Origin of the sequence: Streptomyces sp. NPDC003247, from assembly GCF_042888135.1 — a bacterium.
GTDB lineage: Bacteria > Actinomycetota > Actinomycetes > Streptomycetales > Streptomycetaceae > Streptomyces.
The window spans coordinates 1-20,702 of the sequence record NZ_JBIAPF010000019.1 but is presented as its reverse complement, the minus strand read 5'-3'; the positions used below and the strand labels follow the sequence as shown (position 1 = coordinate 20,702).

The window sequence follows — 20,702 nt, the reverse complement described above, 5'->3', positions numbered from 1 at the left end:
AACGCGGCGCGCGCCCCGGACAGCCGGGAGCGGCGGCACCCGGGCCGGGTGCCGCCGCTCCCGCGCGACCTCTGTCGGGCGGCCTCAGACGTTGAAGCCGAGCGCCCTGAGCTGCTCGCGCCCGTCGTCCGTGATCTTGTCGGGGCCCCACGGCGGCATCCAGACCCAGTTGATCCGCAGTTCGCTGACCAGACCGTCCGTGGCGGACTTGGCCTGGTCCTCGATGACGTCCGTCAGCGGGCACGCCGCGGAGGTCAGGGTCATGTCGACGGTCGCCACATTGGAGTCGTCGACGTGGATGCCGTAGATCAGGCCGAGGTTGACGACGTCGATGCCCAGTTCGGGGTCGACGACGTCCATCAGGGCCTCACGGAGTTCCTCCTCCGAGGCGGGCTTCATCTCCACGGTCTCGCTCATGCCGTCTTCCTTTCGGCGTCGGCGCCCAGCGCCTGGGCCGTCGCGTCCTTCCACGCCATCCAGCTCAGGAGGGCGCACTTGACCCGGGCGGGGTACTTGGAGACACCGGCGAACGCGACGGCGTCCTCCAGCACCTCCTCCATCGCGTCGTCCGGTTCGATCCTGCCCTTGGACTGCATCAGCTCCAGGAACGTCTCCTGGATGCGCTGCGCCTCGGACAGGTCCTTGCCGACGAGCAGGTCGTTCAGTACGGAGGCCGAGGCCTGGCTGATGGAACAGCCCTGGCCCTCGTACGAGACGTCCTCGACCGTGGTGCCGTCGTACTTGACACGGAGGGTGATCTCGTCGCCGCACGTCGGGTTGACGTGGTGCACCTCGGCGTCGCCATCCCGCAAGCCCCGCCCGTGCGGGTGCTTGTAGTGGTCCAGGATGACTTCCTGGTACATGGAGTCCAGCTTCATGCGATCGCTCGTCCCGTCAGCCGAAGAAGTTCCGTACGTGCTCCAGCCCCTCGACCAGCGCGTCGATCTCGGCAGGCGTGGAGTACAGATAGAACGACGCTCGCGTGGTCGCGGGAATTCCGTAGCGCAGGCAGACGGGACGGGCGCAGTGGTGCCCCACCCGTACCGCGATGCCCTGCTCGTCCAGCACCTGGCCCACGTCGTGCGGGTGGATGTCACCCAGCGTGAAGGAGATCGCGGCGCCGCGGTCCTCGGCCGTGGTGGGGCCGATGATGCGCAGGTCCGGGACCTCCGCCAGCCGCCGCACCGCGTACTCGGTGATCGCGTGCTCGTGCGCGAGGATCTTGTCCATGCCGATGGAGGACAGGTAGTCGATCGCCGCGCCCAGACCGACCGCCTGCGCGATCGGCGGGGTGCCCGCCTCGAACTTGTGCGGCGCGGGGGCGTAGGTCGAGGAGTGCATCGACACCGTCTCGATCATCTCGCCGCCGCCGAGGAACGGGGGCAGGTCCTCCAGGAGCTCCTGGCGGCCCCAGAGGACGCCGATGCCCGTCGGGCCGCACATCTTGTGACCGGTGAAGGCCACGAAGTCGGCCTGGAGGGCCTGCACGTCGAGGGGCATGTGCGGTGCCGCCTGCGACGCGTCGATCAGGACCAGGGCCCCGACCTCCTGCGCCCGGCGGACTATCGCCTCGACCGGGTTGACGGTACCGAGGATGTTCGACACCAGCACGAAGGAGACGATCTTCGTCTTCTCGGTGATGACCTCGTCGATGTTCGACAGGTCGAGCCGGCCGTCGTCGGTCAGGCCGAACCACTTCAGCTTCGCGCCCGTGCGCTGCGACAGCAGCTGCCACGGCACGATGTTGGAGTGGTGCTCCATCTCCGTGATGACGATCTCGGTCTCGGAGTCCACGCGGTAGGGCTCGTCGGCCCAGCCCAGCATGTTCGCCACGAGGTTCAGCGACTCCGAGGCGTTCTTCGTGAAGATCACCTCGTCGCGGCTGGGCGCGTTGACGAACGCGGCGACCTTGTCACGCGCGCCCTCGTACAGCGCCGTGGCCTCCTCGGCGAGCACATGCACACCGCGGTGGACGTTGGCGTTGTACCGCTCGTAGTACTCGCTCAGGGCGTCCAGCACCTGGCGCGGCTTCTGCGAGGTCGCCGCGTTGTCCAGGTACACGAGCTTCCGGTCGCCGTGGACCAGACGGTCCAGGATCGGGAAGTCCTTGCGGATCGCCTCGGTGTCGAGGAGGCCCGGCAACTGCGTCACGCGGATGCGCCACCCTTCGAGTAGGACTCGTAGCCCTCGTTCTCCAGCTTGTCGGCGAGCTCGGCACCGCCGGACTCGACGATCCGGCCGCCGGAGAAGACGTGCACGTGGTCGGGCTTGATGTAGCGCAGGATGCGCGTGTAGTGCGTGATCAGCAGGGTGCCGACCTCGCCGGTCTCGCGGACGCGGTTGACGCCCTCGGAGACGATGCGCAGGGCGTCGACGTCGAGACCGGAGTCGGTCTCGTCGAGGATCGCGACCTTCGGCTTGAGCAGCTCCAGCTGGAGGATCTCGTGGCGCTTCTTCTCACCGCCGGAGAAGCCCTCGTTGACGTTGCGCTCGGCGAAGGAGGAGTCCATGTTGAGGCGCTCCATGGCCTCCTTGACCTCCTTCACCCAGGTGCGCAGCTTGGGGGCCTCGCCGCGGATGGCGGTGGCGGAGGTGCGCAGGAAGTTGGAGACCGAGACGCCGGGGACCTCGACGGGGTACTGCATCGCCAGGAACAGGCCGGCGCGGGCGCGCTCGTCGACGGACATCTCCAGGACGTCCTCGCCGTCGAGGGTGACGGTGCCGCCGGTGATCGTGTACTTCGGGTGACCCGCGAGGGAGTAGGCGAGGGTCGACTTGCCGGAGCCGTTGGGGCCCATGATGGCGTGCGTCTCGCCCTGCTTCACGGTGAGGTCGACGCCCTTGAGGATCTCCTTCGTGGCGTTGTCTGCCTCGACGGTGACGTGCAGGTCTCGGATTTCAAGCGTTGCCATGGGTGCCTCAGGACTCCTGGGTGAGGGAGACGAGCACGTCGTCCCCTTCGATCTTTACGGGGTATACGGGGACGGGGCGCGTCGCGGGGAGGCCGGACGGCTTGCCGGTGCGGAGGTCGAACGCGGAGCCGTGCAGCCAGCACTCGATCTGGCAGTCCTCCACCTCGCCCTCGGAGAGCGAGACGTTCGCGTGGGAGCAGATGTCGTGGATGGCGAACACCTCCCCCTCGGTACGGACGACCGAGACCGGCGTGCCGTCGAGTTCCACCCGTTTGGGGGTGTCCTCCTCCAGCTCGCTCAGCCCACAGGCGCGTACGAACGACGTCATGCGACCGACGCCTCCAGCTCCTCTTCGATCTTGGCGATGAGGCGCTCCTCGATGTCCTGGACACCGATCTGCTGGACCAGCTCGGCGAAGAAGCCGCGGACCACGAGGCGGCGGGCGTCGTGCTCCGGGATGCCGCGGGCCATCAGGTAGAAGAGCTGCTCGTCGTCGAAGCGGCCGGTGGCGGAGGCGTGGCCCGCGCCGACGATCTCGCCCGTCTCGATCTCCAGGTTGGGGACCGAGTCGACGCGCGCGCCGTCCGTGAGGACCAGGTTGCGGTTCATCTCGTACGTGTCGGTGCCCTCGGCCTTGGCCTCGATCAGCACGTCGCCGATCCACACCGCGTGCGCGTCCTCGCCCTGGAGCGCGCCCTTGTAGACGACGTTCGAGGTGCAGTGCGGGGTGTTGTGGGTGACCAGGAGGCGGTGCTCCTGGTGCTGGCCGGCGTCGGTGAAGTACAGGCCGAAGAGCTCGGCCGAGCCGCCGGTGCCGGCGTACTCGACGCGCGGGTGCAGGCGGACGACGTCGCCGCCGAAGGTGACGACCACGGACTTGAAGGAGGCGTCGCGGCCGATGAGGGCGTTGTGCTGGGCGACGTGGACGGCCTTGTCGTCCCAGTCCTGGACCGAGACGACGGTCAGCTTGGCGCCGTCGCCCAGGATGTAGTCGACGTTGGCGGCGAGCACGGCGTCACCGGTGTGGTCGATGACGACGACGGCCTCGGCGAAGGCGCCCAGCTCGATGATCTGGTGGCCGAAGGCGGTGCCGCCCTCGCCGTGCACGGCGATGCGGACCGGCTCGGTGAGCACCGTCTCCTTGGGGACGGTGACCACGCCGGCCTGCTCGAAGGCGGAGTAGGCCTGCGCCGCGATCCGGTCGACGGGGGTGCCGGCCCGGCCGAGGCGGGCGTCGTCGCGGCCGACGGTCTCGACGGTGACGCCCTCGGGGGCCTCGACCGTGATCTTCACGCCTTCGCCGGAGGCGACGGCGGTGCCGTCGTGCAGACCGCGCAGGCGCTCCAGCGGGGTGAACCGCCACTCCTCCTCACGGCCGTGCGGGACGGGGAAGTCCGCCACGTCGAAGGACGGGGGGGCGCTCATGCGCGAGACGACGGTCGACTCCGCGGCGACCGCGATCGAGCCGGCGGTAGTGGACCCCACGGGTGGGGGTCCCCCCGCTCGAGCGGAGCCGAGAGTGGGGGAGTTCTGGGCCTCAGCCATGGCTGTCGTTGTGCTCTCTTTCCTACGTCAGTGGGTGATCCTCGGCCCGCCCGGAGGGGGCGGGCCGGTGCTGCCGGAAGGGCTGTGCGGCCGTCAGCCGACCGCGCCCTCCATCTGCAGCTCGATCAGCCGGTTGAGCTCCAGCGCGTACTCCATCGGCAGCTCCTTGGCGATGGGCTCGACGAAGCCGCGCACGATCATCGCCATCGCCTCGAACTCGCTCAGACCACGGCTCATCAGGTAGAAGAGCTGGTCCTCGGAGACCTTGGAGACGGTCGCCTCGTGTCCCATGGACACGTCGTCCTCGCGGACGTCCACGTAGGGGTAGGTGTCGGAGCGGGAGATGGTGTCGACGAGCAGCGCGTCGCACAGCACGTTCGACTTGGATCCGGCCGCGCCCTCGCCGATCTCGACGAGACCCCGGTAGGAGGTACGGCCGCCGCCGCGCGCCACCGACTTGGAGACGATGTTGGAGGAGGTGTTCGGCGCCATGTGGACCATCTTGGAGCCGGCGTCCTGGTGCTGCCCCTCGCCCGCGAAGGCGATGGAGAGGGTCTCGCCCTTGGCGTGCTCGCCCATCAGGTAGACGGCCGGGTACTTCATCGTCACCTTGGAGCCGATGTTGCCGTCGATCCACTCCATGGTCGCGCCCTCGTAGGCGACGGCGCGCTTGGTGACCAGGTTGTAGACGTTGTTCGACCAGTTCTGGATGGTCGTGTAGCGGCAGCGGGCGTTCTTCTTGACGATGATCTCGACCACGGCGCTGTGCAGCGAGTCGGACTTGTAGATCGGGGCCGTACAACCCTCGACGTAGTGCACGTAGGCACCCTCGTCGACGATGATCAGGGTCCGCTCGAACTGGCCCATGTTCTCCGTGTTGATACGGAAGTAGGCCTGGAGCGGGATCTCGACGTGCACGCCCGGCGGCACGTAGATGAAGGAGCCGCCCGACCACACGGCGGTGTTCAGCGAGGCGAACTTGTTGTCACCGACCGGGATGACCGTCCCGAAGTACTCCTTGAAGAGCTCCGGGTGCTCCTTGAGGGCGGTGTCGGTGTCGAGGAAGATGACGCCCTGCTCCTCCAGGTCCTCGCGGATCTGGTGGTAAACGACCTCGGACTCGTACTGGGCGGCGACACCGGCGACGAGGCGCTGCTTCTCCGCCTCCGGGATGCCGAGCTTGTCGTACGTGTTCTTGATGTCCTCGGGCAGGTCCTCCCAGGACTCCGCCTGCTTCTCGGTGGAGCGCACGAAGTACTTGATGTTGTCGAAGTCGATGCCCGACAGGTCCGAGCCCCAGGTGGGCATGGGCTTCTTCTCGAAGAGCCGCAGACCCTTGAGGCGGAGCTTCGTCATCCACTCCGGCTCGGACTTCTTCGCCGAGATGTCCTTGACGACGTCCTCGTTCAGACCGCGCTTCGCAGAGGCGCCGGCTTCGTCGGAGTCGGCCCAGCCGTATTCGTACTTGCCCAGGCCCTCGAGTTCGGGGTGGGCAGTCTCCGTGGGGAGAGTCATGCGGGGTTCCTCCCGGCCGTGCTTGCAGATGCGTTGTGGGAAATCTTGGGGATGAACGTCGTGCAGACGCCGTCGCCGTGCGCGATGGTCGCCAGCCGCTGGACGTGTGTTCCGAGCAGCTGGGAGAAGATCTCGGTCTCCGCCTCGCACAGCTGCGGGAACTGCTCCGCGACGTGGGCCACCGGGCAGTGGTGCTGGCACAACTGCTCGCCCTTTTGCGGGAGGGGCGCGCTGCGCGCCGTAGCAGCGTACCCGTCCACGCTCAGGGCCTTGGCCAGCGCTTCGGTGCGCTCCTCGGGCGCGGCGGCCTCGACCGCCTCGCGGTAGGCGGCGGCCTGCTCGGCGATCCTCGCGCGCGCGAAGGCGACGACGGCCTCGTCCCCGCCGAACCGCTGCTGGATCCACCGCATCGCGTCCGCGGCGAGCTTGTCGTACGACTGGTCGAAGGCGTCCCGGCCGCAGTCGGTGAGGACGAAGACCTTGGCGGGGCGTCCGCGGGTCCGCGTTCCGTACACCCGCTGCTCACGGGCCTCCACGACATCGTCGGCGGCCAGCGCGTCGAGGTGCCGGCGTACGGCCGCCTGGGTGAGTCCCAGCCGTCCGGCCAGCTCGGCGACGGTCGACGGCCCGTGGTCCAGGATGGACCGCGCGACCCGGTTGCGCGTGGAGCGCTCACCGGTCGCTAGCTCCTCCTGAGGGGCCCCCGTGGGGGTCTCCCGAGCCTCGCCGACGTTTTTCACAACGCCATTGTTGCGTAATTCATCGGAGCCAGGCAAGCCGCGTCCGGACGGGCGGACGGTGCCCTGCGTCACTTAGGTATACCTAATCTGACCTGCGGAAACGATCTTTGATCGATCAAACCCGCACCGGCCCCACCCCTCCCCGAGCACCTCCTCGAAGGCCCTCCCGGACCCCGCCCACACCCCCTCCGACCGGCCCACTTGCCACCCGTGACACCCTCTCCGCACAGCTCGGCACAGGCAGGATCGAAAGCGGAGAAATCACCCGCGCCCGTGCGGGGCGCCCGGCGCGCCCTCCCCGCGGGGAGGGGAGCGGGCACCCGCCCGTCCGGGCGCCCGCCCGCGTACCTAGACTCTGGGGCCATGCGAACTGAGCCTGTCGTCGAGGTACGGGCCCTGGTGAAGCGGTACGGGACGAAGACCGCGGTGGACGGCCTGGACCTCACGGCCCGGCCCGGTGTCACCGCCGTCCTCGGCCCGAACGGCGCCGGCAAGACGACGACGATCGAGACCTGCGAGGGGTACCGCGCGCCGGACTCCGGCACCGTGCGCGTCCTCGGGCTCGACCCGGTGGGACAGGCCCGCGCGCTGCGGCCCCGGATCGGCGTGATGCTCCAGTCGGGGGGTGTGTACTCGGGCGCGCGGGCCGACGAGATGCTCCGGCACGTGGCCCGGCTGCACGCCCGCCCCCTGGACGTGGACGCCCTCGTCGAGCGGCTCGGCCTCGGCAGCTGCGGCCGGACCGCCTACCGGCGGCTGTCGGGCGGCCAGCAGCAGCGGCTCGCGCTGGCGATGGCCGTGGTCGGCCGCCCGGAGCTGGTGTTCCTGGACGAGCCGACCGCCGGCCTCGACCCGCAGGCCCGCCGCGCCACCTGGGACCTGGTCCGCGATCTGCGCGCCGACGGCGTCTCGGTCATCCTGACCACCCACTACATGGACGAGGCCGAGCAGCTCGCCGACGACGTCGCGATCATCGACGCCGGCCGGGTCATCGCCCAGGGCTCCCCCGATGAGCTGTGCCGCGGCGGCGCCGAGAACACGCTCCGCTTCACCGGCCGCCCCGGACTGGACGTCGGCTCGCTGCTCAAGGCCCTGCCCGCGGACTCCACCGCCGCCGAGCCGACGCCGGGCTCGTACCGGGTGACCGGCAAGATCGACCCGCAGCTGCTGGCGACCGTGACCTCGTGGTGCGCGCAGCACGGCGTGCTGCCGGACCGGATCTCGGTGGAGCGGCACACCCTGGAGGACGTGTTCTTGGAGCTCACAGGCAAGGAGCTGCGCTCATGACCACCGCCGGCACCTACTCCCCCGCCCCCGGGGCGGCCCCTCTCCCGCGCATGATCGCCGCCCAGGCGGCGCTGGAGACGAAGATGCTCCTGCGCAACGGCGAGCAGCTGCTGCTCACCGTCGTGATCCCGACCCTGCTTCTGGTGCTGTTCAGCTCGGTGGACATCGTCGACACGGGCGAGGGCGAGGCGGTGGACTTCCTCGCCCCCGGCATTCTCGCGCTCGCCGTGATGTCGACCGCGTTCACCGGCCAGGCGATCGCCACCGGCTTCGAACGCCGGTACGGCGTGCTGAAGCGGCTGGCGTCCTCCCCGCTGCCCCGCTGGGGCCTGATGACCGCGAAGACGCTGTCCGTGCTGGTCACGGAGGTCCTCCAGGTCGCCCTGCTGACGGTGATCGCCTTCGCGCTGGGCTGGTCCCCGCACGGCAACCCGTTCGCCGTGCTGCTCCTGCTGGTCCTGGGCACGGGCGCCTTCTCCGGGCTCGGCCTGCTGATGGCGGGCACGCTGCGGGCGGAGGCGACGCTGGCCGCCGCCAACCTGGTCTTCCTGCTGCTCCTGGTCGGGGGCGGGGTCGTCGTGCCGCTGGAGAAGTTCCCGCCGGCCGCGCAGGACGTCCTGGGCCTGCTGCCGATCTCCGCCCTCTCCGGCGGACTGCGCGACGTGCTCCAGCACGGGGCCGGCATGCCGTGGGGCGACCTGGGCGTACTGACGGTGTGGGCGGTGGCGGGCCTGGCGGCCGCCGGGCGGTTCTTCCGCTGGGAGTAGCCCGCCGCCCTGAAGGGAGCAGCCCGCTCCGCACGCCACCGGGGCCCCTCGTGAACGCGTGCACAAGCGGCCCCCTACGATGGAGGGCGTGCCGAACGTGACCCGTGCAGACGCCGCAGCGGCCGTCCGCAACCCCCTCGCCTTCATCGCCGAACGCTGGACCCCCGCCCCCCGGACGGTCCGGCGAGCGGCCCTCGCCGCGCTCGTGATGTCGGTGATCATCGTGATCACCGGCGGTGCCGTGCGGCTCACCGGGTCCGGGCTCGGCTGCCCGACCTGGCCCAAGTGCACCGCCGACTCCCTCACCGCGACCAGCGAGATGGGCCTGCACGGCGCCATCGAGTTCGGCAACCGCATGCTCACCTACGTGCTGTGCGCCGCGGTCGGCTGGGCGATCATCGCCGCCCGTGCGCAGAAGCCGTACCGGCGCGGTCTGACCCGACTGGGCTGGGCGCAGTTCTGGGTCGTGATGAGCAACGCGGTCCTGGGCGGGATCGTGGTCCTCGTCGGCCTCAACCCGTACACCGTCGCCGCGCACTTCGTGGCGACGTCGGCCCTGATCGCGATCGCCACCGTGATGTGGCACCGTGCCGGGGAGGGCGCCGACGGAGCACCCCGCCCGCTGATCGGCGGGGCGGTGCGGCAGCTGGTGTGGTTCCTGGTGGCGGCCTCGGTGCTGCTGATCCTGGTCGGCACGGTCGTCACCGGCGCGGGCCCGCACGCGGGCGACTCCAGCGAGGTCGAGCGGATGCCGGTCGACTGGGAGACGGTCACCAAGATGCACGCCGTGCTGGCCTGGATCGTGGTGTCGCTGACGTTCGCCCTGTGGTTCGTCCTCAAGGCGGTCGACGCCCCGAAGGCCACCCTGCATCGCACCCGCGAGCTGTTCGTCATCCTGCTGTGCCAGGGTGCGGTGGGCTACATCCAGTACTTCACGGACCTTCCCGAAGCCCTGGTGGGCCTCCACATGCTGGGCTCCGCCGTGATGTGGATCTGGGTGGTGCGGGTGCTCCTGTCGTTGCGCGAACGCTCGCACACCGGCCCTGACGTTCCGGCTGCCGCCCCGGGAGACCGGCTGGAGCCCGCTTCGAGCTGACGGGAGCGTGCGCTGCGCGAGGCGGGGACGAACTCGCCCAAGGCGTGATCGGGTAAGTACGAACTCACCCAAGGCGTGATCAGGTACGTACGAACTCACCCAAGGCGTGATCAGGTACGTCCGGTACGGACCATCCCCGCAGGCGGCGCACGCCTGCCGTCTCGACGACCGGACTGTTTCTCAGTCACCCAGCGCATACACCCGCCGCGCGTTCCCCGCCGCCACCAGCCCCGCGACCCGGTGCGCGTCCGCCGGCGACCAGGCGCCCTCCGCGACCCAGGTGCCCAGCACCCGGCCGAGGGCCTCGCGGAAGAGCCGGGCGCCGACCACGTGCAGTTCGGGCAGGCCCTGGGCGCCCGTGGAGAAGAGGATCTTCCCGAAGGGCGCCAGTTCCAGGATCTCGGCCAGGATCGCCGCCGCGCGGGCACCGGTGCGCACGAGCGCCGCGCCGGAGTCGGCGTAGACGTGCGGGAAGACGCCGGCGAGGTGGGCGGCGTGGCGGTGGTAGGGATAGCCGTGCAGCAGCACCAGGTCCGTGCCCAGTCCGGCCGTCGCACGGACGAAGTCCGTCAGGAGGACGGGGTCGGTCCGGTCGGTGCGCGGGCCCGGCGTGCCGAGCCCCGCGTGCAGTTGCAGCGGCAGCCCCGAGGCGACGGCGATCCACAGCAGGTGCCGCAGCAGCACCGGGTCGCTCAGCTCCCCGCCGACCCGGCGTGCGGCCAGCCAGCGTCCCGCCGCGCCCCGCACCTCCCCCGGCCCGGGCGGCTCCGGCGCGAGCGCCAGGCCGTGCCGGACGCCGGCCACGGAGGTGAAGGCGACGGCGTGCGCGGCGGCGGTGTGCACGGCCTCGGCGAGGTTGGCGAGGAAGGACTCGACGGTGCCGGAGGTGTCGGCGACCTGCTCGGCGAGGAGCTCCAGGCGCACGATCTCGCGGGCCTGCGCACCGCCCGCGGAGGCGATCTCGTCGGGGCCCGTGAGGTCGCCGGGCAGCCCGGTGTCGACCAGGTAGGTCGTGATGCCGCTGCCGCGCAGCAGCCGGCGGCCCGCCTCCAGTACGCCGATCTCACGACGCCGGGCGAGGTAGCGGGCGGGCGGGCAGTGCGGCTCCAGGCCGAGGAGCGGGGGGCACCAGCGGCGTACCGCGAAGCCCGTCTGGGTGTCGAAGAGGGTGGTGCCCGGGGCGGGCGGGCCCGCGGTGCGGGCCAGCTGGGCCTCGAAGGTGCCGAGGCCCAGCTCCGTTCTCAGGACGCCGTGGCAGTACTGGTCCACCAGGGACGGCGTTTCGATCATCCGGGACTCCCCGACGGCTGGACCGTGTGTTCGGCGTGCTCCTCACACGGCCTAACGGGTGAACCCGGCGTCAGGTGTTGGCCGGAGGGTGCTCAGGTGTTGGACGGGCCGCCGACCTGGATCCCGGCCATGCGCGTCCACTCGTACGGCCCGGTGCGCACCTTGGCCGCGAACTCGCCGTCGAACGTCTCGTGCACGGTGATCCCGGCCTTCTCGACGGCCTTGCGGGCGGTCTCGACCGAGGTCGCCACCAGGTCGCCCCAGCCGCCGTCCTCGCCGACCAGCACGATCCGGGCGCCGCGCTCCCCGAGGTAGGCGATCTGGCCCTCGGCCCCGCCGTGCGCCGTGGAGAAGGCGCCGATCCGCTTGGCGAGCCGGGCGACCTCGCGGCCGTCCTTCGCCTCAACCTGCTTGGTGTCTGCCATGGCCAGGATGCTACCGACGGGTAGACCGAACGGCGACGGCCGGGGTGGGTGGCCTTGGCCACCCACCCCGGCCGTCCGGCCGTACATGATGTCGAGGGGTCAGCGCAGGAACGGGTCGACCGCCACCGCCACGAACAGCAGCGAGACGTAGGTGATGGACCAGTGGAAGAGACGCATCTCCTTCAGCTTCGCGCCCGTGGCCTGCGCCCGCGCGCGGTTCTGGAGGGCGTGCGCCTCCCACAGCCACCAGCCGCCGGCCGCGAGCGCGACCGCCGTGTAGAACCAGCCGGTGTAGCCGAGCGGGGTGAGCAGCAGCGACACGCCGACCATGACCCAGCTGTAGATCACGATCTGCCGGGCGACCACCTTGTTGGAGGCGATGACCGGCAGCATCGGCACGCCCACGCGCGCGTAGTCCTCCTTCACCTTCATGGACAGCGGCCAGTAGTGCGGCGGGGTCCAGAAGAAGATGACCGCGAAGAGGACGACCGGGGCCCACGACAGCGAGTTCGTCACGGACGACCAGCCGATCAGCACCGGCATGCAGCCCGCGATGCCGCCCCACACGATGTTCTGCGCGGTACGGCGCTTGAGGAGCATCGTGTAGACGACGACGTAGAAGAGGAGCGCCCCGAGGGCGAGCCAGGCGGACAGCCAGTTGACGGTGAGGCCGAACAGGAGCGTCGAGACGACCGCGAGGGTGATGCCGAAGGCGAGGCACTCGCGCGGGCTGACCATGCCGGTCACCAGCGGACGCTGGGAGGTGCGGTCCATGAGCGCGTCGATGTCACGGTCGATGTACATGTTGAGCGCGTTGGCGCCGCCCGCGGACAGGTAGCCGCCGATGGAGGTGAGCAGGACCAGCTTCAGGTCCGGCACACCCCGCTGCGCCAGGAACATCACCGGAACGGTGGTGATCAGCAGCAGCTCGATGATCCGTGGCTTGGTCAGCGCCACGAACGCCTTGACCCGGGCCCCGACCGGCCGCCGACTCGGGCTCTGGCTCGTCCCGATAACCCCCGCTGGACGGGATTCAACGGCCGTCACGCACACCCCTGACAGAGACATCCCAGCAAGCCCCCCGTGTGAAGTCCCGGTAAAGCTCGCGCGTACCACGCCACTGTAGACGTTGCCCATACCCCGCTCTTCGCGGGGGTGGGGTCGTGTTGGGAGAGGCCACCCGGGGGTGTGGTCACCGGGGTCCCCGGGGCCGCCCGGGGTGGGGTCGCGGGGATCCCCGGGAACGCCCGGGGTGCGCCGGGGCCGCCCGGGGGTGCTCCGGCACCGCGGACGGGGGTGTTCCGACACCGCGGACAGGGGTGCTCCGGCACCACGGACGGGGGCGTTCCGGCACCACGGACAGGGATGTCACCGGGCGTGTGCGCAGGGTGTCCGCGGGGCGCGCGACCGGCCCGCTCATCGGTCGCCCGGAGGCTCGATTGAGCAGTCAGATGAGCGGCTCCGTATTCATGTGCCGAATGCGCTTCCGGCCGGTCGGGAGGCGGATCGCGATGCGGCCCGGCAGTCTGGAATGACTCGAAAAAACGCACGTCCTCACGGGGGTAGGCTCGACAGCGGCCGGTGGGCACCCAGTGCACCGGCAGCCGGTGGGCGCGCGCCCGAAGCAGCCGGTATTCGACATGTGGAGAGGAGCCCTGACCCAGGGTGAGCACCAAGCCGACCACCACAGACCTCGAGTGGACCGAGTTGGACCAGCGGGCCGTGGACACCGCGCGTGTCCTGGCCGCCGATGCCGTACAGAAGGTCGGCAACGGCCATCCCGGTACGGCGATGAGCCTGGCGCCGGCCGCGTACACGCTCTTCCAGAAGGTGATGCGGCACGACCCGGCGGACGCCGACTGGGTCGGCCGCGACCGTTTCGTGCTGTCCGCGGGCCACTCGTCCCTGACCCTCTACACCCAGCTGTACCTGGCCGGTTTCGGCCTGGAGCTGGACGACCTGAAGTCGTTCCGCACCTGGGGCTCGAAGACCCCGGGCCACCCGGAGTACGGGCACACCACGGGTGTGGAGACGACGACCGGCCCGCTGGGCCAGGGTGTCGCCAACGCCGTCGGCATGGCGATGGCCGCCCGCTACGAGCGCGGTCTGTTCGACCCGGAGGCCGCCGAGGGCGAGTCCCCGTTCGACCACTTCGTCTACTGCATCGCCGGTGACGGCTGCCTCCAGGAGGGCATCTCCGCCGAGGCGTCCTCCCTCGCCGGCCACCAGAAGCTCGGCAACCTGGTCCTGCTGTGGGACGACAACCACATCTCGATCGAGGGCGACACCGAGACGGCCGTCTCCGAGGACACCGTCAAGCGGTACGAGGCCTACGGCTGGCACGTCCAGCGCGTCGCGCCGAAGCCGGACGGCGACCTGGACCCGCACGCCCTCTACGACGCGATCGAGGCCGCCAAGGCGGTCACCGACCGGCCGTCGTTCATCGCGATGCGCTCGATCATCGCCTGGCCGGCGCCGAACGCGCAGAACACCGAGGCCGCCCACGGCTCCGCCCTGGGCGACGACGAGGTCGCCGCCACCAAGCGTGTCCTGGGCTTCGACCCGGAGCAGACCTTCGAGGTCACCGACGAGGTCATCACCCACACCCGCAAGGCCCTGGAGCGCGGCCAGGCGGCCCGCGCGGTCTGGGAGAAGTCGTTCCAGCAGTGGCGCGACAACAACCCCGAGCGCGCCGCCGACTTCGAGCGGATCGCCGCGGGCGAGCTGCCGGCCGGCTGGGAGGAGAAGCTCCCGGTCTTCGAGCCCGGCAAGGCCGTCGCCACCCGCGCCGCGTCCGGCAAGGTCCTCCAGGCGCTCGGCGCGGTCATCCCCGAGCTGTGGGGCGGCTCCGCCGACCTCGCCGGTTCGAACAACACCACGATCGACAAGACGTCGTCGTTCCTCCCGGCCGGCAACCCGCTGCCCGAGGCGAACCCGTACGGCCGCACGGTCCACTACGGCATCCGCGAGCACTCCATGGCCGCGGAGATGAACGGCATCGCCCTGCACGGCAACACCCGCATCTACGGCGGCACCTTCCTGGTGTTCTCCGACTACATGCGCAACGCCGTGCGCCTGTCGGCGCTGATGCACCTGCCGGTGACCTACGTGTGGACCCACGACTCCATCGGCCTGGGCGAGGACGGCCCCACCCACCAGCCGGTGGAGCACCTGGCCTCCCTGCGCGCCATCCCGGGCCTGAACGTGGTCCGCCCGGCCGACGCCAACGAGACCGCCATCGCCTGGCGCGAGATCCTGCGCCGCTGGACGAAGGAGTTCGGCAAGGGCGCCCCGCACGGCCTCGCGCTGACCCGCCAGGGCGTGCCGGTCTACGAGCCGAACGAGGACGCCGCGCGCGGTGGGTACGTGCTGTTCGAGGCGTCCACCGGGACCCCCGAGGTGGTCCTGATCGCGACCGGCTCCGAGGTGCACGTCGCCGTCGAGGCGCGCGAGCGGCTGGAGGCCGACGGGGTGCCGACGCGGGTCGTGTCGATGCCGTCCGTCGAGTGGTTCGAGGAGCAGGACCAGGGGTACCGGGACAGCGTGCTGCCGCCGTCCGTGAAGGCCCGTGTCGCCGTCGAGGCGGGCATCGGACTGACCTGGCACAAGTACACCGGGGACGCCGGCCGCATCGTCTCCCTGGAGCACTTCGGTGCCTCTGCCGACGGCAAGGTCCTCTTCCGCGAGTACGGCTTCACCGCCGAGAACGTGGCCGCCCAGGCCCGGGAATCGCTCGCGGCCGCCCAGCGCTGACGCTCACACACGACCTGTAGGAGATGTAATCCATGACAGACGCACTCAAGCGCCTCTCCGAGGAAGGCGTCGCGATCTGGCTGGACGACCTGTCGCGCAAGCGGATCACGTCCGGCAACCTCGCCGAGCTGATCGACCAGCAGCACGTCGTGGGCGTCACCACCAACCCGTCGATCTTCCAGAAGGCGATCTCCCAGGGCGACGGCTACGACCAGCAGCTGTCGGACCTCGCCGCCCGCAAGGTCACCGTCGAAGAGGCCATCCGCATGATCACGACGGCGGACGTCCGCGACGCCGCCGACATCCTGCGCCCGGTCTTCGACGCCACCGGCGGCCAGGACGGCCGGGTGTCGATCGAGGTCGACCCGCGCCTGGCCCACCACACCAAGCCGACCGTCGCCGAGGCCAAGCAGCTGGCCTGGCTGGTCGACCGGCCCAACACGCTGATCAAGATCCCGGCGACCCTGGGCGGCCTGCCGGCCATCACCGAGGTCATCGGCCTCGGCATCAGCGTCAACGTCACGCTGATCTTCTCCCTGGAGCGCTACCGCCAGGTCATGGACGCCTACCTGGCCGGCCTGGAGAAGGCCAAGGAGCGCGGCCTGGACCTGTCGAAGATCCACTCCGTGGCGTCCTTCTTCGTGTCCCGCGTGGACACCGAGATCGACAAGCGCCTCGACGCGCTCGGCACCGACGAGGCCAAGGCCGCCCGCGGCAAGGCCGGCGTCGCCAACGCCCGGCTCGCCTACCAGGCCTACGAGGAGGTCTTCGCCTCCGACCGCTGGAGCGCGCTGGAGCAGGCGGGCGCCAACAAGCAGCGTCCGCTGTGGGCCTCCACCGGTGTGAAGGACCCGGCGTACAAGGACACGCTGTACGTGGACGAGCTGGTGGCGCCGAACACGGTGAACACCATGCCGGAGGCGACGCTGGCCGCCACCGAGGACCACGGCGAGATCACCGGCAACACCATCGCCGGCACCTACGAGCAGGCCCGCGCCGACCTCGACGCCGTGGAGAAGCTCGGCATCTCCTACGACGAGGTCGTGCAGCTGCTCGAGGACGAGGGCGTCGACAAGTTCGAGGCGTCCTGGAACGACCTGCTCAAGTCGACCGAGGCGGAGCTGGAGCGCCTCGCCCCTTCGGAGGGCTGAGGATTTGTCCCCTCATTCCGGTTCCGGGGCGAACCCGCTCCGTGACCCCGCGGACCGACGGCTCCCGCGCATCGCGGGGCCGTCGGGCCTGGTCATCTTCGGCGTCACGGGGGACCTCTCCCGCAAGAAGCTGATGCCGGCCGTGTACGACCTCGCCAACCGGGGTCTGCTGCCGCCGGGCTTCTCCCTGGTGGGCTTCGCCCGCCGCGAGTGGGAGCACGAGGACTTCGCGGCCGAGGTGCACGACGCCGTCAAGGCGCACGCCCGCACGCCGTTCCGCGAGGAGGTCTGGCAGCAGCTCATCCAGGGCATGCGCTTCGTCCAGGGCACCTTCGACGACGACGACGCCTTCGAGCGGCTGCGCGGCACCATCGAGGAGCTCGACAAGGCGCAGGGCACGGGAGGCAACTTCGCCTTCTACCTGTCCGTGCCGCCGCGGTCCTTCCCGGTGGTCATCCAGCAGCTGAAGAAGCACGGCCTCGCCGACCAGAAGGACGGCTCCTGGCGGCGCGCGGTCATCGAGAAGCCGTTCGGCCACGACCTGGAGTCGGCCGAGGAGCTCAACGCGATCGTGCACGAGGTCTTCGCCCCGGACCAGGTCTTCCGCATCGACCACTACCTGGGCAAGGAGACCGTCCAGAACATCCTGGCGCTGCGCTTCGCCAACACGATGTTCGAACCGATCTGGAACCGGTCCTTCGTGGACCACGTGCAGATCACCATGGCCGAGGACATCGGCATCGGCGGCCGGGCCGGGTACTACGACGGCATCGGCGCCGCCCGTGACGTCATCCAGAACCACCTGCTCCAGCTGATGGCGCTCACCGCGATGGAGGAGCCCGCCTCCTTCGACGCGGACGCGCTCGCCGCGGAGAAGACCAAGGTGCTCGGCGCGGTGAAGCTGCCCCGGGACCTCGGTGCGGACACCGTGCGCGGCCAGTACGCGGCCGGCTGGCAGGGCGGCGAGAAGGTCATCGGCTACCTCCAGGAGGAGGGCATCGACGCGAAGTCGAAGACCGACACCTACGCCGCGATCAAGCTGAACATCGACAACCGCCGCTGGGCGGGCGTCCCGTTCTACCTGCGCACCGGCAAGCGCCTGGGCCGCCGCGTCACCGAGATCGCGGTCGTCTTCCAGCGGGCCCCGCACTCCCCCTTCGACACCACGGCCACCGAGGAACTCGGGTCGAACGCGATCGTCATCCGCGTCCAGCCCGACGAGGGCGTCACCGTCCGCTTCGGCTCCAAGGTGCCGGGCACCTCCATGGAGATCCGGGACGTGTCGATGGACTTCGCCTACGGCGAGTCGTTCACCGAGTCCTCGCCGGAGGCGTACGAGCGGCTGATCCTGGACGTGCTCCTCGGCGACTCCAACCTCTTCCCGCGCACGGAGGAGGTCGAGCTGTCCTGGAAGATCCTCGACCCGATCGAGGAGTACTGGGACGCCAACGGCACTCCGGCCCAGTACCAGGCCGGCACCTGGGGACCCGTCGAGGCGGACGAGATGCTCGAACGAGACGGACGGAGCTGGCGCCGGCCATGAAGATAGACCTCACGGACACCACGGCCAGCAAGATCAACAAGGCGCTGGTGAAGGGCCGCCGGGCGATCGGCACACCGGCCGTGGGCATGGTGCTCACTCTGGTCATCGTCACGGACGAGGAGAACGCCTACGACGCGCTCAAGGCCGCCAACGACGCGTCGCGCGAGCACCCCTCGCGCACGCTGGTGGTCATCAAGCGGGTCTCCCGCTCGCCCCGTGACCGCACGAAGTCCCGGCTCGACGCCGAGGTGCGGGTGGGTGCCGACGCGGGCACCGGCGAGACGGTCGTCCTGCGGCTGTACGGCGAGGTGGCCGACCACGCGCAGTCGGTGGTGCTGCCGCTGCTGCTGCCCGACGCGCCCGTCGTCGTCTGGTGGCCGGTGAACGCGCCCCTCGACCCGGCCCAGGACCCCCTCGGCGCACTGGCCCAGCGCCGTGTCACCGACACCTACGCCGCCGAGCAGCCGGTACGGGACCTGGTGGCCCGCGCCGAGCGCTACACCCCGGGCGACACCGACCTGTCGTGGACCCGCATCACGCCCTGGCGCTCGATGCTGGCCGCGGCCCTGGACCAGGTCACCTGCACGGTGGAGGCGGTCGAGGTGGAGGGCGAGGAGTTCAACCCGAGCTGCGAGCTGCTCGCGATGTGGCTCGGCGACCGGCTGGGCGTCCCCGTCCAGCGCTCGCTGTCCGGCGGGCCGGGTCTCACGGCGGTGCGCATGGCCACCGACTGCGGCCCGATCGCGCTGGACCGGGCCGACGGCTCGCTGGCCACGCTGTCCATCGAGGGCCAGCCCGACCGTGCGGTGGCGCTCAAGCGCCGGGACACGGCCGAGCTGATCGCGGAGGAACTGCGCCGGCTCGACCCGGACGACACGTACGCCGCCACGCTGCGGTTCGGGGTGGAGCGGCTGAACGCGGGAACGTCCGCGCCGGACGCCGGGGCCGTGGCCGAGGAGTCGGCGGCACCGGCCGGCGAGCCTGCCGCTGCCGGTGAGGAGCCTGCCGCCTCGGATGGGGAGCCTGCCGCCTCGGGTGCGGAGTCTGCCGCCTCGGGTGCGGAGTCTGCCGCCTCGGGTGCGGAGTCTGCCGCCTCGGGCGGGGAACCGGTGGCGTCGGGTGAGCCGGTCGCCGTCGGGACTCCCGTCGAGGAGGCCGCGAAGGCGCCCGCCAAGCAGGCGGCGAAGAAGACCGCCCGCAAGGTGCCGACGAAGAGGGCGGCGGCGAAGTGAGTGTTCCGCAGCTCGTCGTGCACCGCGACAAGGAACTGATGGCACAGGCCGCCGCGGCCCGCCTGATCACGAAGATCGTGGACGCGCAGGCCTCCCAGGGCCACGCGTCCGTGGTCCTCACCGGTGGCCGCAACGGCAACGGCCTGCTGGCCGCGCTGGCGTCCGCTCCCGCCCGGGACGCCGTCGACTGGGCCCGGCTCGACCTGTGGTGGGGTGACGAGCGCTTCCTGCCCGGGGGCGACCCGGAGCGCAACGTCACGCAGGCCCGCGAGGCGCTGCTGGACTCCGTGCCGGTGGACCCCGAGCGCGTGCACGCCATGCCCGCGTCCGACGGTCCCCACGGCACCGACGTGGAGGCGGCCGCGGCCGCCTACGCCGACGAACTGGCCCGGGCGGCCGGCCCGGAGAACCACGGCACCGTCCCCACCTTCGACGTCCTGATGCTGGGCGTCGGCCCGGACACCCATGTGGCCTCGCTCTTCCCGGAGCTGCCGGCCGTACGGGAGACCGAGCGCACGGTGGTCGGCGTGCGCGGCGCGCCGAAGCCCCCGCCGACCCGCGTCACCCTCACCCTCCCGGCGATCCGGGCGGCCCGTGAGGTGTGGCTGCTCGCGGCCGGCGAGGACAAGGCGCAGGCGGTCGCCATCGCCCTGTCCGGCGCGGGCGAGATCCAGGCCCCGGCGGCGGGAGCCCGCGGCCGGTCCCGCACCCTGTGGCTCCTGGACTCGGCGGCGGCCTCCCAGCTCCCGAAGGCGCTGTATCCGCCGGCGTCCCCCTGACGGAGACCCGCCCCTCTCCCGGAACCCGTACGGTCGACCGCCGTACGGGTTCCGCCCGTTGTGGGGACCGGAGGAGCCGTACGGGTGGCTGTACGGGCCGTACGGCTGCCCCTGCCGCGGGACCGACGGGGGTGCCGTCGACGGCATCGGTGCCGGAGGGGCGGGCGAGGCCGGCGGGGGCGGTGCCGGGACGGAGGCCGCGACCACTCCGGCGACGACCCGGATCCGTTTGAGGCGTTCCACGGTCGGATCGAGCGCCGCCGGGATCCACACCGGGTGGAACACCGCCCGTGCCACACGGTGGGGCTTGAGGAAGGAGCCGGCGGTCAGACTGCCGTCGGTCCAACTCCCCTGTGCACGCACCACGTTGCACTCCCCGACGATCGTGTTCATGACCGCCGGGGCGTCTACAAGAGTCCCGCTCAGCTACGCCCGCGCAGCTCCCGGTACGTGGCGACCAGGGCCTGGGTCGAGGGATCCAGGCCGGGCACGTCCGCGCCCTCGGTCAGCGCGGGCTCGACACGCTTGGCGAGGACCTTCCCGAGCTCCACCCCCCACTGGTCGAAGGAGTCGATGTTCCAGACGGCGCCCTGCACGAACACCTTGTGCTCGTAGAGGGCGACGAGCTGGCCGAGGACCGAGGGGGTCAGCTCGGTGGCGAGGACGG

The 20,702-nt window shown here is 70.9% G+C and carries 19 protein-coding genes and 1 pseudogene; 8 read left to right on the top strand and 12 right to left on the bottom strand.

The features are described 5' to 3' along the window. Nucleotides 1-84: 84 nt before the first annotated feature. The 8 genes from ACFYWQ_RS39730 to ACFYWQ_RS39695 all read right to left on the bottom strand — a co-directional run bounded on the left by ACFYWQ_RS39730 (nucleotide 85) and on the right by ACFYWQ_RS39695 (nucleotide 6,712). On the bottom strand, nucleotides 85-417 hold the full coding sequence (locus ACFYWQ_RS39730; RefSeq protein ID WP_004989638.1) for a metal-sulfur cluster assembly factor: 333 nt from the start codon (nucleotides 415-417) through the stop codon (nucleotides 85-87). After that, nucleotides 414-878 (bottom strand): Fe-S cluster assembly sulfur transfer protein SufU, encoded by a 465-nt coding sequence (gene sufU / locus ACFYWQ_RS39725; protein ID WP_389524451.1) that lies wholly within the window; start codon nucleotides 876-878, stop codon nucleotides 414-416. Before sufU ends, ACFYWQ_RS39730 begins: the two co-directional genes overlap by 4 nt. Before the next feature lie 16 nt (nucleotides 879-894). After that, nucleotides 895-2,151 carry a cysteine desulfurase gene (locus ACFYWQ_RS39720; RefSeq protein WP_389524448.1) on the bottom strand — a complete coding sequence of 419 codons (1,257 nt, stop codon included), beginning with the start codon at nucleotides 2,149-2,151 and terminating at the stop codon, nucleotides 895-897. Then, the gene (sufC, locus tag ACFYWQ_RS39715; RefSeq protein WP_389524445.1) at nucleotides 2,148-2,912 is read right to left on the bottom strand and encodes a Fe-S cluster assembly ATPase SufC; all 765 of its coding nucleotides are present in this window, start codon (nucleotides 2,910-2,912) and stop codon (nucleotides 2,148-2,150) included. The genes ACFYWQ_RS39720 and sufC overlap by 4 nt, the downstream gene beginning before the upstream one ends. Before the next feature lie 7 nt (nucleotides 2,913-2,919). Next, nucleotides 2,920-3,240, bottom strand: coding sequence for a non-heme iron oxygenase ferredoxin subunit (locus ACFYWQ_RS39710; RefSeq protein WP_250403840.1), 321 nt, complete (start codon nucleotides 3,238-3,240; stop codon nucleotides 2,920-2,922). Next, nucleotides 3,237-4,457, bottom strand: a complete 1,221-nt coding sequence (sufD, locus tag ACFYWQ_RS39705) for a Fe-S cluster assembly protein SufD (protein WP_389524441.1) — start codon at nucleotides 4,455-4,457, stop codon at nucleotides 3,237-3,239. The genes ACFYWQ_RS39710 and sufD overlap by 4 nt, the downstream gene beginning before the upstream one ends. A gap of 93 nt (nucleotides 4,458-4,550) precedes the next feature. Continuing rightward, complete coding sequence (sufB, locus tag ACFYWQ_RS39700; RefSeq protein WP_389524438.1) at nucleotides 4,551-5,972, bottom strand: Fe-S cluster assembly protein SufB; 1,422 nt, start codon at nucleotides 5,970-5,972, stop codon at nucleotides 4,551-4,553. Continuing rightward, nucleotides 5,969-6,712 (bottom strand): helix-turn-helix transcriptional regulator, encoded by a 744-nt coding sequence (locus ACFYWQ_RS39695; RefSeq protein ID WP_389524435.1) that lies wholly within the window; start codon nucleotides 6,710-6,712, stop codon nucleotides 5,969-5,971. Before ACFYWQ_RS39695 ends, sufB begins: the two co-directional genes overlap by 4 nt. A gap of 363 nt (nucleotides 6,713-7,075) precedes the next feature. Here ACFYWQ_RS39695 and ACFYWQ_RS39690 point away from each other — a divergent pair, with 363 nt between their 5' ends. The 3 genes from ACFYWQ_RS39690 (at nucleotide 7,076) to ACFYWQ_RS39680 (ending at nucleotide 9,862) form a co-directional block, all read left to right on the top strand. After that, complete coding sequence (locus tag ACFYWQ_RS39690) at nucleotides 7,076-7,999, top strand: ABC transporter ATP-binding protein (RefSeq protein WP_389524432.1); 924 nt, start codon at nucleotides 7,076-7,078, stop codon at nucleotides 7,997-7,999. Further along, a complete protein-coding gene (locus ACFYWQ_RS39685) occupies nucleotides 7,996-8,766 on the top strand; it encodes an ABC transporter permease (protein WP_389524429.1) in 771 nt (256 codons plus the stop codon). The genes ACFYWQ_RS39690 and ACFYWQ_RS39685 overlap by 4 nt, the downstream gene beginning before the upstream one ends. A gap of 79 nt (nucleotides 8,767-8,845) precedes the next feature. After that, entirely contained in the window at nucleotides 8,846-9,862 is a 1,017-nt protein-coding gene (locus ACFYWQ_RS39680) for a heme A synthase (RefSeq protein ID WP_389524787.1), read from the top strand. A 180-nt stretch (nucleotides 9,863-10,042) separates the two neighbouring features. Here the strand turns inward: ACFYWQ_RS39680 and ACFYWQ_RS39675 are convergent, their stop codons facing one another. The 3 genes from ACFYWQ_RS39675 to ACFYWQ_RS39665 form a co-directional block, all read right to left on the bottom strand. After that, nucleotides 10,043-11,152 (bottom strand): amidohydrolase family protein, encoded by a 1,110-nt coding sequence (locus ACFYWQ_RS39675; protein ID WP_389524426.1) that lies wholly within the window; start codon nucleotides 11,150-11,152, stop codon nucleotides 10,043-10,045. 92 nt (nucleotides 11,153-11,244) lie between these two features. Then, the gene (locus ACFYWQ_RS39670; protein ID WP_389524423.1) at nucleotides 11,245-11,577 is read right to left on the bottom strand and encodes a hypothetical protein; all 333 of its coding nucleotides are present in this window, start codon (nucleotides 11,575-11,577) and stop codon (nucleotides 11,245-11,247) included. 99 nt (nucleotides 11,578-11,676) lie between these two features. Further along, entirely contained in the window at nucleotides 11,677-12,630 is a 954-nt protein-coding gene (locus ACFYWQ_RS39665) for a heme o synthase (RefSeq protein ID WP_389524784.1), read from the bottom strand. Between the two features lie 612 nt (nucleotides 12,631-13,242). On the opposite strand from ACFYWQ_RS39665, the gene tkt reads away from it, so the two are divergent. From tkt to pgl, 5 genes are read left to right on the top strand one after another with little or no spacing between them, the layout of a single operon-like run. Then, nucleotides 13,243-15,330, top strand: a complete 2,088-nt coding sequence (gene tkt / locus ACFYWQ_RS39660; RefSeq protein ID WP_389524420.1) for a transketolase — start codon at nucleotides 13,243-13,245, stop codon at nucleotides 15,328-15,330. A gap of 32 nt (nucleotides 15,331-15,362) precedes the next feature. Further along, entirely contained in the window at nucleotides 15,363-16,481 is a 1,119-nt protein-coding gene (gene tal, locus ACFYWQ_RS39655) for a transaldolase (RefSeq protein ID WP_389524417.1), read from the top strand. Nucleotides 16,482-16,485: 4 nt separating this feature from the next. Further along, a complete protein-coding gene (gene zwf / locus ACFYWQ_RS39650) occupies nucleotides 16,486-18,024 on the top strand; it encodes a glucose-6-phosphate dehydrogenase (RefSeq protein ID WP_389524414.1) in 1,539 nt (512 codons plus the stop codon). Next, nucleotides 18,021-19,256 carry a glucose-6-phosphate dehydrogenase assembly protein OpcA gene (gene opcA, locus ACFYWQ_RS39645; protein WP_389524411.1) on the top strand — a complete coding sequence of 412 codons (1,236 nt, stop codon included), beginning with the start codon at nucleotides 18,021-18,023 and terminating at the stop codon, nucleotides 19,254-19,256. Before zwf ends, opcA begins: the two co-directional genes overlap by 4 nt. Beyond that, nucleotides 19,253-20,035, top strand: a complete 783-nt coding sequence (pgl, locus tag ACFYWQ_RS39640; RefSeq protein WP_389524408.1) for a 6-phosphogluconolactonase — start codon at nucleotides 19,253-19,255, stop codon at nucleotides 20,033-20,035. Before opcA ends, pgl begins: the two co-directional genes overlap by 4 nt. A 422-nt stretch (nucleotides 20,036-20,457) precedes the next feature. Here the strand turns inward: pgl and ACFYWQ_RS39635 are convergent. Beyond that, a pseudogene (locus ACFYWQ_RS39635) lies at nucleotides 20,458-20,702 on the bottom strand (glucose-6-phosphate isomerase); the annotation flags it as partial.

Excerpts from the sequence above, each read along its gene's own strand:
- sufU (WP_389524451.1), bottom strand. The coding sequence starts at position 878 with ATGAAGCTGGACTCCATGTACCAGGAAGTCATCCTGGACCACTACAAG.
- ACFYWQ_RS39685 (WP_389524429.1), top strand. The coding sequence starts at position 7,996 with ATGACCACCGCCGGCACCTACTCCCCCGCCCCCGGGGCGGCCCCTCTC.
- ACFYWQ_RS39670 (WP_389524423.1), bottom strand. The coding sequence starts at position 11,577 with ATGGCAGACACCAAGCAGGTTGAGGCGAAGGACGGCCGCGAGGTCGCC.
- sufB (WP_389524438.1), bottom strand. The coding sequence starts at position 5,972 with ATGACTCTCCCCACGGAGACTGCCCACCCCGAACTCGAGGGCCTGGGC.
- sufC (WP_389524445.1), bottom strand. The coding sequence starts at position 2,912 with ATGGCAACGCTTGAAATCCGAGACCTGCACGTCACCGTCGAGGCAGAC.
- ACFYWQ_RS39730 (WP_004989638.1), bottom strand. The coding sequence starts at position 417 with ATGAGCGAGACCGTGGAGATGAAGCCCGCCTCGGAGGAGGAACTCCGT.
- ACFYWQ_RS39680 (WP_389524787.1), top strand. The coding sequence starts at position 8,846 with ATGGAGGGCGTGCCGAACGTGACCCGTGCAGACGCCGCAGCGGCCGTC.
- tal (WP_389524417.1), top strand. The coding sequence starts at position 15,363 with ATGACAGACGCACTCAAGCGCCTCTCCGAGGAAGGCGTCGCGATCTGG.
- ACFYWQ_RS39690 (WP_389524432.1), top strand. The coding sequence starts at position 7,076 with ATGCGAACTGAGCCTGTCGTCGAGGTACGGGCCCTGGTGAAGCGGTAC.
- opcA (WP_389524411.1), top strand. The coding sequence starts at position 18,021 with ATGAAGATAGACCTCACGGACACCACGGCCAGCAAGATCAACAAGGCG.
- ACFYWQ_RS39675 (WP_389524426.1), bottom strand. The coding sequence starts at position 11,152 with ATGATCGAAACGCCGTCCCTGGTGGACCAGTACTGCCACGGCGTCCTG.
- ACFYWQ_RS39710 (WP_250403840.1), bottom strand. The coding sequence starts at position 3,240 with ATGACGTCGTTCGTACGCGCCTGTGGGCTGAGCGAGCTGGAGGAGGAC.
- sufD (WP_389524441.1), bottom strand. The coding sequence starts at position 4,457 with ATGGCTGAGGCCCAGAACTCCCCCACTCTCGGCTCCGCTCGAGCGGGG.